The sequence below is a fragment of the Acinetobacter sp. WCHAc060025 genome, assembly GCF_004209355.1.
Lineage (GTDB): Bacteria > Pseudomonadota > Gammaproteobacteria > Pseudomonadales > Moraxellaceae > Acinetobacter > Acinetobacter wuhouensis.
In genome coordinates this window covers 111,233-129,427 of record NZ_SGSX01000004.1, presented here as the reverse complement: position 1 = coordinate 129,427, position 18,195 = coordinate 111,233, and the positions used below count along the sequence as shown (strand labels likewise).

Annotated in this window: 16 protein-coding genes; 8 read left to right on the top strand and 8 right to left on the bottom strand. The window is 37.3% G+C overall.

Features of this window, described 5'->3' with window-relative positions:
* Positions 1-153: 153 nt before the first annotated feature.
* Entirely contained in the window at positions 154-1,386 is a 1,233-nt protein-coding gene (locus tag EXE09_RS04625; RefSeq protein WP_130116490.1) for a DcaP family trimeric outer membrane transporter, read from the bottom strand.
* 413 nt (positions 1,387-1,799) lie between these two features.
* Here EXE09_RS04625 and EXE09_RS04620 point away from each other — a divergent pair, with 413 nt between their 5' ends.
* The 4 genes from EXE09_RS04620 to EXE09_RS04605 all read left to right on the top strand — a co-directional run bounded on the left by EXE09_RS04620 (position 1,800) and on the right by EXE09_RS04605 (position 5,614).
* Positions 1,800-2,504: a nitroreductase gene (locus EXE09_RS04620; RefSeq protein ID WP_087552874.1), complete on the top strand. Its 705-nt coding sequence runs from the start codon at positions 1,800-1,802 to the stop codon at positions 2,502-2,504.
* 100 nt (positions 2,505-2,604) lie between these two features.
* Positions 2,605-3,093, top strand: coding sequence for a hypothetical protein (locus tag EXE09_RS04615; RefSeq protein WP_130116489.1), 489 nt, complete (start codon positions 2,605-2,607; stop codon positions 3,091-3,093).
* Between the two features lie 112 nt (positions 3,094-3,205).
* Positions 3,206-4,090 (top strand): phosphoribosyltransferase family protein, encoded by an 885-nt coding sequence (locus tag EXE09_RS04610; protein ID WP_130116488.1) that lies wholly within the window; start codon positions 3,206-3,208, stop codon positions 4,088-4,090.
* A gap of 27 nt (positions 4,091-4,117) precedes the next feature.
* Positions 4,118-5,614 (top strand): nicotinate phosphoribosyltransferase, encoded by a 1,497-nt coding sequence (locus EXE09_RS04605; RefSeq protein WP_130116487.1) that lies wholly within the window; start codon positions 4,118-4,120, stop codon positions 5,612-5,614.
* Positions 5,615-5,667: 53 nt separating this feature from the next.
* Here the strand turns inward: EXE09_RS04605 and EXE09_RS04600 are convergent, their stop codons facing one another.
* On the bottom strand, positions 5,668-6,900 hold the full coding sequence (locus EXE09_RS04600; RefSeq protein ID WP_130116486.1) for a hypothetical protein: 1,233 nt from the start codon (positions 6,898-6,900) through the stop codon (positions 5,668-5,670).
* A 138-nt stretch (positions 6,901-7,038) separates the two neighbouring features.
* Here EXE09_RS04600 and EXE09_RS04595 point away from each other — a divergent pair, with 138 nt between their 5' ends.
* The gene (locus EXE09_RS04595; protein WP_068975788.1) at positions 7,039-7,803 is read left to right on the top strand and encodes an NUDIX hydrolase; all 765 of its coding nucleotides are present in this window, start codon (positions 7,039-7,041) and stop codon (positions 7,801-7,803) included.
* Between the two features lie 144 nt (positions 7,804-7,947).
* Here EXE09_RS04595 and EXE09_RS04590 read toward each other — a convergent pair whose 3' ends face one another.
* Positions 7,948-8,262 carry a hypothetical protein gene (locus EXE09_RS04590; protein WP_130116485.1) on the bottom strand — a complete coding sequence of 105 codons (315 nt, stop codon included), beginning with the start codon at positions 8,260-8,262 and terminating at the stop codon, positions 7,948-7,950.
* 97 nt (positions 8,263-8,359) lie between these two features.
* On the opposite strand from EXE09_RS04590, the gene EXE09_RS04585 reads away from it, so the two are divergent.
* From EXE09_RS04585 to EXE09_RS04575, 3 genes are all read left to right on the top strand, one after another.
* On the top strand, positions 8,360-8,737 hold the full coding sequence (locus EXE09_RS04585; protein ID WP_130116484.1) for a VOC family protein: 378 nt from the start codon (positions 8,360-8,362) through the stop codon (positions 8,735-8,737).
* 115 nt (positions 8,738-8,852) lie between these two features.
* Positions 8,853-10,106, top strand: a complete 1,254-nt coding sequence (locus tag EXE09_RS04580; RefSeq protein WP_130116483.1) for an exonuclease SbcCD subunit D — start codon at positions 8,853-8,855, stop codon at positions 10,104-10,106.
* 9 nt (positions 10,107-10,115) lie between these two features.
* Positions 10,116-13,712 carry an AAA family ATPase gene (locus EXE09_RS04575; protein WP_130116482.1) on the top strand — a complete coding sequence of 1,199 codons (3,597 nt, stop codon included), beginning with the start codon at positions 10,116-10,118 and terminating at the stop codon, positions 13,710-13,712.
* A 21-nt stretch (positions 13,713-13,733) separates the two neighbouring features.
* On the opposite strand, the gene EXE09_RS04570 is transcribed toward EXE09_RS04575, so the two are convergent.
* The 5 genes from EXE09_RS04570 to EXE09_RS04550 form a co-directional block, all read right to left on the bottom strand.
* A complete protein-coding gene (locus EXE09_RS04570; protein WP_130116481.1) occupies positions 13,734-14,132 on the bottom strand; it encodes a hypothetical protein in 399 nt (132 codons plus the stop codon).
* Between the two features lie 62 nt (positions 14,133-14,194).
* Positions 14,195-14,950, bottom strand: a complete 756-nt coding sequence (locus EXE09_RS04565) for a hypothetical protein (protein WP_130116480.1) — start codon at positions 14,948-14,950, stop codon at positions 14,195-14,197.
* Positions 14,951-15,175: 225 nt separating this feature from the next.
* Positions 15,176-15,997 (bottom strand): hypothetical protein, encoded by an 822-nt coding sequence (locus tag EXE09_RS04560; protein ID WP_130116479.1) that lies wholly within the window; start codon positions 15,995-15,997, stop codon positions 15,176-15,178.
* Between the two features lie 189 nt (positions 15,998-16,186).
* Positions 16,187-16,987 carry a thioesterase family protein gene (locus tag EXE09_RS04555; RefSeq protein WP_068975796.1) on the bottom strand — a complete coding sequence of 267 codons (801 nt, stop codon included), beginning with the start codon at positions 16,985-16,987 and terminating at the stop codon, positions 16,187-16,189.
* Between the two features lie 423 nt (positions 16,988-17,410).
* Complete coding sequence (locus EXE09_RS04550) at positions 17,411-18,103, bottom strand: YggS family pyridoxal phosphate-dependent enzyme (protein WP_130116478.1); 693 nt, start codon at positions 18,101-18,103, stop codon at positions 17,411-17,413.
* Positions 18,104-18,195: the final 92 nt, after the last annotated feature.

The following is an 18,195-nucleotide window of genomic DNA, read 5'->3' as shown; positions in this document are numbered from 1 at the left end:
TGCAAAAAAGAGCGTCAATTATGCATTTTTTTTATCAAATGTCTAAACTTTTACGCATTTTATAATATTGCGCTTTATTTTTATGGATGCTTTAGAAAATAAAAAACCGAGGAATCAATCCTCGGTTTTCTTTAGGGTAAATATATTTCTAAATTAGAAATTATATTTCGCCATCAAACCTACACGGTTGTCTTTGAATGAGTTACCCGCAAATGTATCACGCTTACCATTCACATATTCAACACCAAGATCAATTGGTTTAGCTGGTGAATAAATCACGTTTAACCAAGCTTGTTGAACTTTTTCATTTGCACCAGTATTCGCTTTTGCAAAGTCAGTATCATCATCAGCAAATAATGCACCATATGCTAAAGTTGAACGTAAGTTAGGTAATATTTTATATGTACCACCCACTTGAACTGCAGTGAATTTATTTTGTTCAATATCACCATCAACTACAGAAAAAGCATTGTTACTCGCATATAAATAGTTACTATTGCCCACTACGTATGAAGCATCAGCAAATAATTTTAGTTCATCAGAAACTTTGAAATCGCCGCCTGCTGCAACCCCCCAACCAGTTTTATTATCTTCAGCTACATCAGATTTATAATTTTCAACTAAAACACGTCCAGAAGCATTACCTTTACCATCTGCAAAAGATTGTGTCACTTTTGCTGTTAATACTGGAAGACTGTATTTAATTGATGTACCAGCACTATTGCCTTCTTCAGCTGCAACCAACAGCTTTGTTGTTGGTGCAAGTGCATAAGAATAACGAACTTGAGGAATACGAGTTGTACCTCCGCCAGCGTTCGTTGCAAAATCAATCATTTCTGGTGCATGGCTAGCAAGGAAGTTAGATGTTGTTTGACCGAATAACCAGTTGTTATAAGTCAAATATGCATGACGGATACGAAGGTTTTCATTTGCACCGTTACCCGCGAAATCAACTTCAACTTTACCACCGACTTTTGCATCGCCTGCTGGAGTATTAAAGTCTAAACCGATACGCGTTGTTTTTGCAGTTGCACGTAACTTATCTTTTACTTCGCCTGTAGTAGAAGCAATTTTGTTGAAGTCATCATCAGCACCTTCAATGATATAGTTTGCATCACCACGGACAAAACCGTAAATGTTAATGTCTGCACCAGATTTTGATTTTAAGCCAGCTGAAGATGCAGCAGGAGCTGTGTCAACTTTAGACTCTACAAGGCGAACTTGTTGTTGCTGTTGTTGAAGAAGTGCTTTGAGCTCTTGAACTTCGTTACGAAGTTGTTGAATTTCTGAATTGTCAGCTGCTTGTGCAGTATTTACCATTAGCGCAGTTACTGTCAGGGCTAAGCTCTTAATGATAAATGACTTACGTTGTGTAAATAGACCCATGAAATATTCCTCGTCTTTTAAAAAGTTGTGCATCCGTACAATTTTGACTTTTTAACCCCAATACTTTGCTAAAAAATCGTTTTTTGTTTTTGCAGTAAATTCATACTACATTGAAAAAACATTGCACTTTTATGCTTGCTATAAATTATGTAAAGCATTGAAACTAAGTTCAAACCCAAAAGTAACAATTTGTGTATAATTCTTACACAGTTGTAATCTAGCTTAACTTAACATCATTATTAAAATCAGTTTTACCGAATAAGAATCAAATATCAATTCTTTTTTTAGATTAGTATTTCTATAATCATTATATAATCTAGGGTTTAGGGAATTCAGTTGAAAATGAATATTGCTACTCTAAGACTATCGTATATAGTTATTTCGATAAAAAAACGCATCAATAAAGGACTTTTATGAATTTAGAACATGTTCAAGCAGTAGATCAGGCAATTACAGGACGTCATTCAGTACGTGCATTTTTGGATAAAGCTGTCGATACACAGACGATAAAAGATATTTTAAATGTTGCTTGTCGCGCGCCATCAGGTACAAATACACAGCCTTGGAAAGTTTATGTAGTCACTGATAGAAAACGCCAAGAGATGATTGATCGTGTCTGTGCAGCGCAGATCGAATTGTTTACCCAACCTGAACTTGCAGAAAAATATACAGAAACTTTTCCTTATTATCCTGAAACTTGGATTTCACCTTTTATTGACCGTCGTCGTGAAAATGGTTGGGGGCTTTATGGGCTACTTGGCATTCAAAAAGGTGAAAAAGAAAAAATGGCAACGCAACAATTGCGGAACTATCAATTGTTTGATGCGCCTGTCGCGCTGTATTTCACAGTCAATAAAGCCATGGGCATTGGTTCTAAAATGGACATTTCCATGATGATTCAAAACGTCATGGTTGCTGCCAAAGCACGTGGTTTAGATACTTGCCCTCAAGCCGCATGGAATCACTTCCACGATATTGTTTTAGATGTATTAAATGCACCAGATGATGAAGAGTTGGTATGTGCTGTTGTTTTAGGTTATGCAGATCCAAATCATATTGTGAATACATTTATCACACCACGTGAGCCTGCTGAAAACTTCACTGTTTTTTTAGATTAAATCTGAAAAACTTGATATGAAGCAGATTTGGTAGATGCTAGGTCTGCTTGAATAAGCTGAAAATGCATCAACATTTAATAAAAAATTAGACTGATAAAATATGAATAAGAATATACTGATTTTCCTTGGATTTTTCACATTGAGCGCTCATGCGCAAATAAATTCACCTTTCTTACAACTTCAAGCTGAAGTACAAAAAGCTATAGCAGATCCGACGGACATTATTTCTCAAGGAAGCGATAAGCTCAACAATAATGAACATTTGCAGATGTGGATAAAAAAAGCTCCTGAAGATGATTTAAGCCCTTCTATTAAAGCCTTCATCATCTATGGTTATACACAGAAAGATCAGAACCTTGAAATCACCAATTATATGAAAGGGTACTCATACCTCGACTGCCAAAACAAAAAAACAGCGATGCGATCAGGGCTTGTTCTCGCAAAAAACGGCGAAGGAAAAGTAGATTATGAGAACTCAACCTTAGTCTGGAAAAGTAAAAATCTGACAGGACAGGCAGGAAAAGACTTTCTTAATTTTTATAACCAACTATGCCCTTCGGCATCATCAAATTCGCAAACAAACAATTAAATCGAGATGACTTGATCATCATGTAATCTTTTGTAAATTCATCTTGAATAATATATTGTCTTTATGACACCATATATTTATAGGCAGTTAGCCACCATAGAGAGATATGAAAATGTCTATTCAAATCAAAGATGCAAATAACAATATCATTCCTGTGCAATGCATGCAGTTTGCAGGCGGTGAGCGCCATGTACAAGTCGATGCAGAAATTTTAAAAACACTGACAGACTGCATTCATGTTCAAGCCAAAATCAGCAACAGTCAGGATTTGATGGATTATCTTTTGCTTGAAAATGTATTACTCAATCAGGGTTTAAGCATTGATTTGGAAATTCCCTACTTCCCTTATGCACGTCAGGATCGCATCTGTGCAACAGGACAGGCTTTTTCCTTAGACATCATGACCAAATTACTGAATCTCAATGCTGAACAGTTTCCACAGCAACGCCGTTCAATCACGGTTTGGGATGCACACAGTGTAGTGACTGAAAAACTATTGCATGAAAACACCCATTTTCTAAATATCGAAAATGTGCAATCGAGCGATATTATTTTACAAAGCAAGGCATTAACCGAAATTTTAAAAGCTGAAAATACCGTGTTGATCTGTCCTGATGCAGGTGCAAAAAATCGTACCCAACACATTGCAAATGTCATCAATGGTTTAAGACAGCGTGAAATTGAGATTATTTATTGCGATAAAAAACGTAATCCTGAAACAGGGAAAATCATGAACTCACATGTCAATGCTACGGATTTAACAGGCAAAGTTGCGGTAATTACCGATGATATTTGTGATGGTGGTGCAACCTTTAAAGGCATTGCAGAAGAATTGAAAAAACTGAATTGCGAACATGTGGTGCTCTATGTCACGCACGGCATTTTCAGTAAAGGCTTTCAGGTTTTTGATGGATTGGTCGATCAGATTTTTACTACGAATAGCATCAAGCAAACTGAACATGAAAAGCTGACTGTTATTAACTTTTCAACAAAATAAAACAACGAATAATATTGGAGATATAAAATGAGCTTAAAAATTAATCCATTAAATGCTATCGACTTTTATAAAGCAGACCACAGACGCCAATACCCTGTCGGGACTGAATATGTTTATGCCAATTTCACGCCACGTTCATCACGTTTAGCCAATATGTTGCCTGATTTTGATGACAAAATCGTGTTCTTCGGGCTGCAAGGTTTTATCAAACATTTTTTAATAGAAACATGGAATGAAGGCTTTTTCCAACAGGATAAAAACAAAGTCGTATCTAACTATAAGCGCCGTATGGACAATGCTTTGGGCGAAGGTGCGATTCCTGTCGATCACATCGAGGCTTTATATGACTTAGGCTATTTACCAATTAAAATTAAAGCCTTAGCTGAAGGCAGTCGAGTCAATATGAAAGTGCCTGTATTGACCATTGTAAATACGTTGCCTGAGTTCTTTTGGCTCACCAATTATTTAGAAACAGTGCTGAGTGCAGAACTTTGGAAAAGTTGTACCACTGCAACAATTGCTTTTGAATACAAACGCTTATTGACTGAATATGCAATCAAAACAGGTGCACCGCTCGATTTTGTTCCTGTGCAAGGACATGATTTTAGTAGTCGTGGCATGAGTGGTATTTATGATGCAACGCAAAATGGCGTGGGTCACTTAACCAGTTTCATCGGTACAGATGCAGTATCGGCGATTGATTATGCGGAAGAATATTACAATGCTGAGGGCATCGTGGGCGTATCCGTACCTGCAACTGAACACAGTGTGATGTGTATGGGCAGTGAAGACAATGAAATTGATACCTTCCGCCGACTCATCACGGAACTTTATCCATCAGGTGTGGTCAGTATCGTGTCGGATACGTGGGATTTTTGGCGTGTGATTACAGAGTTTACAGTTGAACTCAAAGCTGAAATCCTTGCTCGCCAACCGAATGCTTTGGGTTTAGCAAAATTAGTGTTCCGTCCTGATTCGGGAGATCCTGTAAAAATCATTTGTGGCGATCCTGAGGCTGAAATTGGTAGCCCTGCGTTTAAAGGTGCTGTGGAATGTTTATGGGAAATCTTTGGCGGTACAACTACAGACAAAGGCTATAAAGTTTTAAATGAACGTGTTGGTTTGATTTATGGTGATTCGATCACTTTAGACCGAGCTTTACGGATTTTAAAAGGCTTGGAAGCCAAAGGCTTTGCCTCAAATAATTTGGTCTTTGGGATTGGGAGTTATACCTATAACTATCTGACTCGTGACACTTTTGGTTTTGCAGTTAAAGCGACATGGGGGCAAGTGAATGGCGTTGCTCGTGAATTGTTTAAAGACCCTGCAACAGATTCGGGTATTAAAAAATCTGCCAAAGGTTTGCTCCGTGTTGAAAAATCTGAAAAAGGTTTTGAATTGTTTGATCAACAAACTGCTGAGCAAGAGCAACAAGGCGAGCTAAAAACGGTGTTTGAAAATGGTCAGTTGCTTTGTGAATGTAATTTGGAGGAGATTAGGGAAACATTAAATTCAAATTTATAACCCAACAATATTGCATTCAGCTTTGCTACAAAAGCTGAATGCATCAATCAATCTTACTCAAAGACACCTGCAAAATAATATGTTCCATTGATTGTATTTGAGCCAATTTTCACATCATTAAATGTAAAATTTTGCTTTGAATTATCTACCGTTAAACCGGTACATGCTGTATTTCGATCTCCACAATGATAAGTCGTTTCACCTTGAGTTAAAGTCGCACTTAAATGACCTTTAAATTCCTGAATAATAGTAAGATTACCTTGTTCTTTAAAACCTAGTTCATAAAGTTTCTGATCATTTCGCGTATATGCTTGAACATTTGAATTTATCAAAGATAGTTTATTCATATTATTCAAAATTAAATTTGATTGATCAAATGGTACAAATGCATTTGAGCTTAAAATTTTCATCTGATCATTTGAATTTTTGAGTTCCAAACTATTTAAGTTTAGTTGCAATCCCTGAGTTGAGGTAGACCATATTTCATTTGGTAAATCAGTAATTCGATATGTATCAGTATCCGTCGAAATAACGATAGCAATATCATTTTCTGAAGTTGTATTATAAGTTTTAATAATAGTCAGAAATATTGATTTATCGCCATTTTTTAATATTAGACTCCGCTCTGTCCGTAGAACTTGATTTTCATAAGTTGAGTCAACCTCCTCATAACGTTGAATTTGGTATTCATCTTTATCAAATATGATTTTTCCTTGTATTGGTATTGCAGGAAACCGATTACTTTGAAAAATTGGCCAATTGCTTTCTGAATAGTAATTCAGTTTTCCAGATACTGTTACATTTTTTAATCCTGATAAATCTGTAATTTGATGAGATGAATCTCCCATATAAAATTGATTTGGTGCATCCACTAAAGTGACTTGAATTTTCTTTTTTTGATTTAGGTCTGTAATCGAGTATGTGCTATTTGATGAACAATTAAAATTAGGAAAACAAATAACTAATTTAGCTTGATTGATACCTGCCTTAGTATATGCCATTGTAAGTTTTACTTTGTTGTCTTTATTAAATTCTACATTCGTAAATGCAGGATATACTTCACCAATAGCATTAAAAGAGCCTAAAGAAATAGGTTGATTACCTGTGGCTACGATTGTGTACTCTAATTTTGATTCATCAAATTTCATTGTTTCAGAGATACCATTACCCTTAACAATCAGATAACTAGAGTCATTATCAACTTTAGACGAATCAGAATGATCACTACCACCACACCCAGCTAACACAAACATACTAAGTAGAGAAGAAACAGCTATTTTTTTCATAATTAATCCTTAATAAAACTCTTTTATTTTTAACTAGTTCTTAAATTATTTTATAACAGTTTTTTTACTTGGCGAAAATGCTATAGCCTGCAATAATCCACTTACCCTTTCTTTTTTATAAATAAAGCGAGCCTGACTGTGACTTTTTCTTCAGAACAAGATTTTTTAAATCAATACAATAAGAAAGACTTTGAAGCTCCTTTATTTACAGTCGATATGGCGATTTTTTCTGTTAATGCAGGTCAATTACAAGTTTTACTGATCAAGCGTTCCAATTTTCCACAAAAAGACAAATGGGCGCTACCGGGAGGTTTTGTCGATTTATCCAAAGATACAGATTTAATGGCTTCGGCACATCGTAAATTGGTTGAAAAAACAGGGTTGAAGTCACCACATTTGGAGCAAGTGTGTACGGTGGGCAATGCAACACGTGACCCTCGTGGTTGGGCGGTGACTTCTTTGTATTTTGCGCTGATTGATTTTAAAGAGTTTCAACGCATCGCTACTGAGCAAACTGAACAAAATAAGACTGAGTACAGCGAATGGATGACGATTGCTGATGCGAAAAAACTCGATTTAGCTTTTGACCACTTACAACTTTTAGATATGGCAGTGGAACGTTTAAGTTCTAAGGCACGTTATACCGCTTTGCCTGTCAGTTTGATGCCTGAATTGTTTACGTTGACTGAGCTACAACAAATTTATGAAATTATTTTAGGGCAAAGTTTAGAAAAGAAATCTTTTAGGCGCCGTATGATTGAAGCGGGTGCGGTTGAAGAAACGGATCAATCGAAAATTGCAGGGAAACGTCCTGCTCAATTGTATAAATATGCTTTGGATAGTTTTGATTTTCACTTTCCGAGAATTTTGGAGTATCCGAGGAATTCACTTGATAAATCTTGAAATTATAAAACTTTAATAAGTAGTTCTGGAGTGAAGCTCATTGAGCTTTCTCGTATTTATTGGTTTCCCTCAACAACAACATAAGTACCCATAGACATTTTTTCTTTAAGACATTGAACAATTTTTGCTAAAAAGTTCATAACCTCAATGTCTGTAACATTTAATGTCTGTAACATTTAATGTCTGAATTTTAGAAATGATAAGTAAAATATTCTCTTGATCGAAATAATTATCAAAACACGTATCAAAATACTGTTCCATCTCTCCTGAGTAAGGATTTAAAACAGGATACACTGATCTAAAAATAGAAATTACATAGGAAAAATCATCGCTTGGTATGAAATACATCCTATTTCGATCATTATCAATTGACTCAAAATCATCACCTGCTGCCCAAATAAAAAAACCAATCTTGCTTACAGCTTCAGGATTTTCGTCAATTGTTAACTTTATTGGCATCGTATTAAGCACATCATTTTTATAATTTCAGTATTTATACATTGAAACCAACAAAATTGCTTTATCTTTAAATAAAGATCAAACAGGAATAATAACAATGACTGCCCTCACCTACTTCGAAATCCAATCCTCAACTCCTGAGCGAGAAGTAAAATTTTACAGTGAAGTTTTTGGTTGGACATTTACTAAAGTCGAAGGCTTACCGATCCAATATTATCAGATCGAAACTACGAATATTCATGGCGGTTTACTCGAACGCCCTGCACAAACGCCTCCAACACATTGTGGAACCAATGCATTTACCTGTTCATTTGAAGTCGCCGATTTTGATCAAACTGCTGAGAAAATCTTAGCTTTAGGTGGACAAATCGCAATGGAAAAATTCGCCATTCCCAATAAATGCTGGCAAGGTTATTTTTTAGATACAGATAACAATACCTTTGGATTGGTACAAGTCGATCCAAGTGCAGGATAAAACAACAATCTTTAAAAACTTAGGCGACTAAACATGTCGCCTATAAAAATTCATCCATCCTGAATATTCGAAAACATGCTAAATTACACAGGGCATTTCAAAGACTTGAGTTCACATGACTGTACGCTTTTTTCATACTTCAGATTGGCATTTGGGACAATTTTTCTATAACCATTCCCGTCAATATGAACATGAACAATTCCTCGCGTGGTTACTAGAACAAATCAAAGAAAAACAGCCACATGCTTTACTCATTGCAGGTGATATTTTCGATGTGATCAACCCTGCATCCTCGGCACAAAAACAGCTTTACCAATTCCTTGCAGATGCCCACGATCTTGCACCGCACATGCAAACCCTCATGATTGCAGGTAATCATGACTCAGGTTATCGCATCGAGCAGGTTGAGCCTTTACTTGAAAAATACCATGCTAAAACAGTCGGTGTGATTCATAAAAATCATGAAGGTTCAATTGATTTAGACCGTTTGCTGATCCCAATCCATGATGAAAATAAAAATACAGTTGCATGGTGTTTAGCTCTCCCCTTTTTACGCCCTGCGGAAATTACTGGGCTGAATGAACACACAACGAATAGCCAAAATGCAATTGCCTATGTACATCAGCAACTGATTTCAGCAGCCAAACAACGTAAAACCGATGATCAAGCTTTAATTTTGATGTCACATGCTCACATGCAAGGCGGTGAAACATCTGACTCAGAACGCCCGATTATTATTGGTAATGAAGAAGCACTTTCGACAGCACTTTTTGATGATGTGATTGACTATGTTGCACTTGGGCATTTGCACAAACCACAGAAAGTCGGTCAGGAACATATCCGTTATAGCGGTTCACCGATTCCATTGTCATTTAGTGAAATAAACTATAAACATCAGATTGTTGAAGTCGTGATTGACCCATCAAAAAATGATGAATCACGTTTTCACTATGAAGCAATTGCCATTCCACGCAGTATCAAACTACATAAAATCAAAGGCGAACTGAATGAAGTGTTTACGCAGTTAAAAGCATTAGCAAGTGGTGAAATTGACGATATTGATCAGCGTGAATATGTCGATATTGAGTACCACACACACGTTCCTCCACAGCCTAATTTAAGACAACAGTTTGAAGATGCTTTGCCACCGAATCGCTACCGTCTGGTGCGTATTTCCCGACAGTATTTAAGCACAGAAAAAAATGGCGATGATGCAGTTCAAGTCAGTTTAGAGCCACCAACACCTGAAAAACTGTTTCAACAGATCTGGGAAAAAAATGGTTATGCCAATGATGATGCTGTACTGAAAGACTTTTTAAGCCTCGTTCATGAAGCCGAAAAATCACTTGAAGATGAACACAAAGCATAAGGAGTTGCCATGAAAATTTTATCCATTCGACTTAAAAATCTGGCATCTCTTTCAGGTGAACATTTTATTGATTTTGAATCTGAACCTTTGGCTTCGGTAGGTTTAGTGGCGATTGTGGGGAAAACAGGTGCAGGAAAATCCACGATTTTAGATGCGATGTGTCTTGCCCTGTTTAATAAAATTCCACGTTTAAAGGACAGTGATGGCAAACTCACTGATGTTGATGGATCAGAATTATTGACCAATTCACCACTGACTGTTTTACGACGTGGTACGGCGCATGGTTTTGCTGAACTCACCTTTGTGGCACAGGATCAGAAACATTATCTAGCACGTTGGGAACTGAAACGTTCACGTGAAAAATCCGATGGAAAACTGCAAAGTGTACAGCGTTATTTAAAATGCCTGACTGATAGTGTGGTAGTTGCCGACAAAGCCAAAGCTGTCGATGCAAGTATTCATCAAATCACGCAACTCACTTTTGAACAGTTCACGCGTGCCGTACTTTTGGCACAGTCTGAAGTGACCGCATTCTTAAAAGCCCGTGACAATGAACGTGGTGAATTACTTGAATATTTAACCAATTCTTCAATCTTTGCCAAGATCGGTCAATTGGCTTTTGAGCGTACCAAAGCCGTTGCAGTCAAACGAAAAGAACTTGAAAATTTGCTTGGACATATCGAAATCCTTTCAGATGAGCAGGTCACTGAATTGTCCAATCAATTTCAAATGGTTAATGCTGAATATCAAAAACTGGATGCTGAAAAAACGAATTTAGAAAAACAAAAACAATGGTTTGAACGCAAACAAAAGTTTGACCAAGAGATTATTTTAAAACAGCAAGCTGTTGATAAATATCTTCAAGAACAACAGAACCTAGCACCTGAACATGAGCGTTTAACACGCTTGGAAATATTCTCTGAAATTCGTCCCAATGTATTTCAGCAACAACAACTGCTCAAAGCTGAACAAGAGCTCGTACCGCAAATTCAGCAACAGCAAAGTATCTTTAATGAATTATCGGCTCAGTTTGAAGCTCAAAAAAGCCAATATCTAAACGCTGAAACTGCACTGGCTGAGATTCAAAACTTTGAAAATCTAAACTTAGATAAGATTAATGCGGTACGTGACTGTAATACCGAACGTGATCGTATCGTGATTGAGTTTAAGCAAATTCAGGCAAAGCTTGCTGAATTGGAACAGACTCAACAACCTTTTGCACAACAAAAACAGCAGCTTGAACAACAGATTCAGCAGATTCAACAACAGCAAAATCATGTGAATGAGCAACTGTTATCTACCCAACAGTTTGTAAGTTTAGATAAAGGCTTATCCGCTCATCTACAGCAGTTAGTCCAATTTATTCAGCAATATCAGAATATTGAAAATCAACTCGGCAATTCAGTACAAGCCGAGCAACGGCTCAATGTACAAAAAAATGAATTAGAACAAGCCATTGCACAGTTTGGAAATATTGCACAACTTGAACAACAGGTTGAGCAAGGACGACTGCAACGTGATTTAAAGATTAATCAACGTAATCAACTGGATGTGATTCAGCAAAAACTTAATCAATACTTTGATTTACAAAGTGAATCTCTGCAAATTAAGGAAAAGTTCAACCATACCACGGCGCAGTTACAGCAAACCGAAAAAAGCACCTTAATTGCGGAACAAGACTATCAATCTGCAAAAGATGCACGCTTAAAATTGCAGGAAATTCTGCAACAGCAACGCTTACTGCATACTGAAAATATTGAACATTTACGTGCAGAACTGAGCGATGGCGAACCGTGTCTGGTCTGTGGCAGTACCTCACATCCTTATAAAGTGGATGATTCTGCGGTGTCCAAAGCCTTGTTTGAGCTACATCAACAGCAAGAACAACAAGCAACTATTAAGGAGCAAGAAGCTTTAAAAGCTTGGCAACAATCACAGCAACATTCAACTAAACTCTCAGCTGAACATGAACAGTTAAAAACTGCGATTCAAAATAATTCAGAAAAAAATACGCTGATTGCCAATGCTTTAAATGAACAAGTTAAAGTGTTCAATATTCCATTGGATTTGAGTTTATCATCTGCTGAAATTACGCAAAAATTCCAACAACTTATTCAGCAAAATCAGCTCGATTTACAGCATCTTGAAACACAGTCTAGTCAGTCAATTGAAAATATTAAACAGCAACGACAATTGATGCAGAATATCCAACAGGCTGAACATTTACTGCAAAATGCATATAACCTACAACAACAAATTTCATACCTTGTGGCGTGTTTATCTGATGCTGAAAAAGAACAATGGCAACAACAAACCACAGTACAAGCACAGCATCTACATGCTCAACTTAAAAACCGCTTGCAACAGATTGAGCAATTTGAACAGTTAAAACAACAGCTTGATCAAGCATCACAAGAGCTTCACTCGACACAATTAAATCTTGAAAATACGTCGAAGCAAATTGCTGAAACGACGGATAACTTCAATATGATCAAGGTTAAAGGGCAACAAAATACAGAAAAAGCCAATCAACTGATCTTAAACATGACAGGTTTAAGTGATATTAAACCGAATGAATGGTTGGCTGAACACGATACTAAACGTCAAAACTCGCAGGTACATTATCAGCAACTGAAACAGCAGTTTGATCAATCACGTAGCCAATACGATCAGCAAAAAAGTCGTGTAGAACAGTTACAGGCTCAGCAGCAACAAAGCCAGAACAGCCTGAATCAAGTAAATCGTGATATTCAAAACTGGTTGAGTGTTCATGCTGATTTTCAAGTGAATGATCTGGCTGAACTGACACAGATCACACCTGCACAGGAACAGCAGATTCGCCAAAACTTGCAAAACACCGAACGCTTACTGTATGAAGCAAGTTCTGTACTTAAAACAATTCAGGCGCAACTTGCGGAGCATGCATTACAACAACCCGAAATTGATTTTGCACAATTACAGCAATTAATTGCAGAGAATATTGAAACACTGAAAGCGCAATCTGAGATTCGTGATCAGATCAAAATTGATCTGGCAAAACATGAAAGTAATGTGCAAAAACAGAAACAATTTGCCGATCAGATTCAAGAAGTGCAACAAGAAGAACATCGCTGGAGCAAAATTTCAGGTTTAATGGGCGATTCGACTGGTAAAAAATTCCGTGATTATGCTCAACAGTTTAACCTCGATATTTTACTTGAACATGCCAATCAACAACTGGCGATGTTATCGCAACGCTATACCTTAAAGCGTCTGGATAACTCATTAAGCCTCGCCATTATTGACCATGACATGGATGGTGAAACCCGTTCTGTGGCTTCGCTCTCAGGTGGTGAATCTTTCCTGACTGCCCTTGCCTTGTCGCTTGCGATTGCCAATATGGCTTCAGGTTCAATGAAAATAGAATCTCTGTTTATAGATGAAGGCTTTGGCACACTCGATGCTTCATCATTACACATGGTCATGAATGCTCTCGATCAATTGCAAAACCAAGGACGTAAAGTGGTGCTCATTTCCCATATTCAGGACATGCATGAACGGATTCCTGTACAGATTCAGGTACGTCCATTGGGTGCAGGTGCGAGTACGATTGAGGTGGTGAGTTAATTATAACTGACCACTTTGTTTTTAAATTTTATCATATTCAACTTGGACAGCTTCACAGCTTGCTTTTTGTTCTTGTTCAAAATTTTGAATTTTTGTTAATAGTGCATCATAACTACTTTGTTCTTTAAGTAGCTCTTGATTAAATTCATCCTTATGTTTTTCATTATTCTTAAGCATCTGAATTAATTTATGATTAATCACACAGCGCCAATATAAATAGGTATCTGAACTTTCAGCATCACCACTCGCTAGTGAAATCCTTTCTGTGAGAATGAGGTCTAATCCGTACTGAAAATTTCCCCTAAAATCTTGATATGTCTGTTGTTCTGAAATGTCCACATGATCAAGATCTGAAGCATCCACCTGAACAAAAACGCTAAATATTCCAGCTAACATCAATATAGATTTAAAAGTTTTCATTATCCTCCCTCTTCATAAAATGAAAGAAGCACTCAAAATAAGTGCTTCTCAAATTACCTCAATCAACGATCTGCTGGAAAAGCATTTGGTGGTGGTGCATATTTATTAACAGGCTTTGCTTCTTCTTCAGGAGATTCAAGTTCGTAAATCGCAGTACCAATCACACCTGCATTTTGGATTGAACCATTGTCCGAATTTGCTGCATAAGACTCTTCTGGCTTGCTGAATGTAAATGATGCAACCGCACGTTCACTTTTACGGAAACCTTCGATCTTCAACGAATCATGAGCATGTAGAATATAACCTGCATTGCTACGAGATGCTTCACTACCATTAATCACATCAACACCATCGACACTGGCAACCACTTCAAAGGTTTTGCCCGTATTATTTTCATATTGAAGTTGATAGCTACGCCCTTCTCGACCTTCTAGGTAATAACTTTGTCCAACACGATAGATAGGTAACTTATTACCCTGATCATCAATCACGGAGAATTCAATTTTCCCAGCAGCTAAAGAAATTGAATTGACTGATTTTCCTTGGTAATTTTTATCTGCATATTGCACGATACTTTCAGCGATTGGGTCACTCGACTTACGCTTTAAATCCACCTCAGTCACATGAGAGTCAATTTCATCGCCCCATTTCGTTCCAAGCTTTTCATCACTTGCAACATCATTATTGGCAGCTTCGATAGCAGCATCTGCACTAGTCGTTTGAGTATTACTATTTGCAGAACTTTCTTCCGTTTTTTTAGAACAAGCAGCAAGAAAAATACAGAACAAAAGGCATAACAGAATATTTATTTTTTTCATTATGTTACCTATTTTAAAGTTGTAAATAAGCTTCCAATCGTTTTAATGCTTTTATTTATCACATTATATGATCAGAAATTTTGGGTAACTTAGACTATTATCACAACCATCATATCAAGATGATTTTAGATTCACGATCATCAAATGGTTATAATTTTGTAATATTATAACATCTCAATAAAATTTATAATGAGGCATCTTTCGCCTCATTTTTAGATAGATCACCTAATCTGCTGGAAATGCATTCGGTGCAGGCGCATATCCATCATTTGTTTTTTTGGGTGGGTAATACTTAGGAGCTTTAAGTTCATAAACCACGGTACCAATTACACCTGTATTTTGAATTGAACCACTCGCGGAATTTGCGGCATAGGAGTTCTGAGGTTTACTGAACGTAAATGATGCAACGGATGAATGACTTTTTCGAAAACCTTCAATTGCAAATGAGCTATAAGGGCGTAGAACATAACCACTCTTTGAACGAGATGCACGGCTACCATCGAGTACATCTAAACCATCAACACTCGCCACAATTTCAAAAGTCTGATTACTGGTATTTGAATAGCGAAGTTGATAGCTTTGCCCATCATTTGCTGATAAATAATAATTTTGACCATCACGATATAACGGTAAAATTCGCCCACGATCATCAACAACTGAAAAGCTAATTTTCCCAGAAGCTAAAGAAATGCTATTGATACCACGACCTGAAAACTGCTTACTGGCATAGCGAATTTGAGTTTCATCAATGGGGCTACTACTTAAACGCTTCAAATCAACTTGTGTTACATACGAACTTAGGTCATCACCCCACTTTGTTCCTAAGCGTTCATCTGAACGCACATTATTTTGCGTAGATGCAGCTCTAGCATTGGCTTTAGCTTTTGCATGAGTGGATGATGGAGCAGGTTTTGCAGAAGTTTCTGCTTGTGGTGCAGGTGCATATTCTGCTTCAGAAGCAGTCTCTGAGGTGGTAATTTTTGTTGTACTACACGCGCTGATTAAGCAGGTCAAAAATAGCCACAGTAAAATTTTCGATTTATACATGTTTCGTTCCCTTTTTTAGAATTATATTGAAATCAGTATAAATAAATTGATTGTTTTGATACGTTGAAAATTGTTAAACCGCTTTCGCTTTAAAAATTCACTTCAACATACACTCTCTAAAATGGCTTATTTGTCAAAGACCTATTCCAATCATTTAAAATAAGCCTTTGAAAATGCAAATAACGCTTTCTACTCTTGCATCGGGCGCAAAGTTAATATCTGCTCACTACGTCCAAAAGGTCCTTGTGTATCATGCAAAATCGAACTAGATAAACCAATCCCATCCGCACCATATTGCTGAACTGCTTCAATGCCCAACCATTTACCTTGTGGCATGCGATACAAATGAATTTGTAAATCTAAATTTGGAAAACCCCAATCAAATGGACGATTTTGTCTAGGCACAATCCCATTCGCCATATCTGACATACAGACCAATTGTACAAACGGTGAGGTTGATTGCCCCTCAACCATATCGACATCAGTACTTAACCACACCAATCCTTTGCCATTTCTTTGCTGATTTGAGCGTGCTTCTACAGTCTTGGTATATTGACCACGCCACTGATGAATCCCATCGAATACAGGCATATTTTCAGGGCTTTCAACAGCTAAGTCTTCAAGCCCTGCAATTGAAGAGGTATCGGAAGTCATCATACGCCAAGTATGCGCAACAACTAAGGTTTTACCTTGCCCTTTCATCGTCGATTCAATCAATTCAATGGTTTTACCTGCACGAATGGTTTTAGTCGTGATTTCAATTTCACCCAATGCAATCAAACCATAAATATCGAGGCTAATTCGCCCGATGCGCATATGCTGACGTGGTGCATATTGTTCTAGTTCTGCACAAATAATTCCTGTTGCAGGTGCCATATGTTGTTCATTGGGATTCCATGCACCTTGGGCATTCATGGTTGACACATAATGAGCAGTCACCACACCTTGAGCATCGATTTGACGATCAATCAATTGATAATATGCAGACATAAACTTCCCTGAAATTTTTAAATACTTGCGCGTTAAACTAATCTTTTGGAGTTATTTTTGTACTGAACTTTAGTGGCAAAGTCTAATAATTAAGGCAAATATGACCTCATGGGTTCTCAAGTTTGCAATTGCTGTTATTAGGGATGATATAAAAATGGGATGTTTGACCTGCTAAATGCGTAGACCTCTTACGTAAGTCATGAAATGTTCGAATATTAAACCCAGAAGTGTATCGAGAATTCCTTCTCTTGCGCCATATATGGCTCAGGGATGAGGAGGTAACTCCGCAAGAGGATGAGGGGGACTGCTAATTAGGACTACTAATTAGAAATGCTCAAATGCTATCCACAATCACTTTCATAATAAGCCTCCTCTAAAAGGAGGCAAAACATCATGACAATAAAGCCCTAAACTGACTTTGACCTACACCGACTTTGAATAGTCTCTCGAACCAAATAATGCTGTTCCCACTCGAACCATGGTTGAACCCGCAGCAATCGCCTCGCTCATATCGCCAGACATTCCCATACTCAACGTATCCCAATCTTCAGGATGTGCATGTTGTGGTTTAACATTTTCAAATAAAGCTTTTGCATCTAAAAAAGCTTGTGGATTGTTTGGCGCAGGAATCACCATCAAACCACGTAATTTTAAATGTGGTAGTCGGCTGATTTGAGCGACTAAATCTGCGACCTCTTCAGGTTGGCAACCATCCTTGGTGTCTTGAGCATCAATATTGACTTGTAAACATATATTTAATGGTACTTGTGTCGCTTCTCGTTGGTTGGATAAACGCTCAGCAATAATCAAACGATCCACCCCATGTACCCATGCAAATTTTTCAGCTAAATGTTTGGTCTTATTGCGTTGCACATGCCCGATAAAATGCCACTCAATCTCTAAATCACTTAAAGCTTCAATTTTATCCAAAGCTTCTTGCAAATAATTTTCCCCAAATGCGCGCTGTCCTGTTGCATACATTGCTTTTAACATTTCACTGGGGTGCGTTTTTGAAACTGCCAATAATTGCACCTGACTCACATCTCGATTTGCTGTCAAACAGGCTTGCTGAATTTGTTCTAACACATGATTTCGAGCTTGATTTAGATCATTCATTGATAGGATTCTCATTTCCAAAAAAATTCAGCTTCCAAGCGATGAAATTGTTGGTTATGCTGAGTGAAAAGCACTATTATTCTACAAAATAA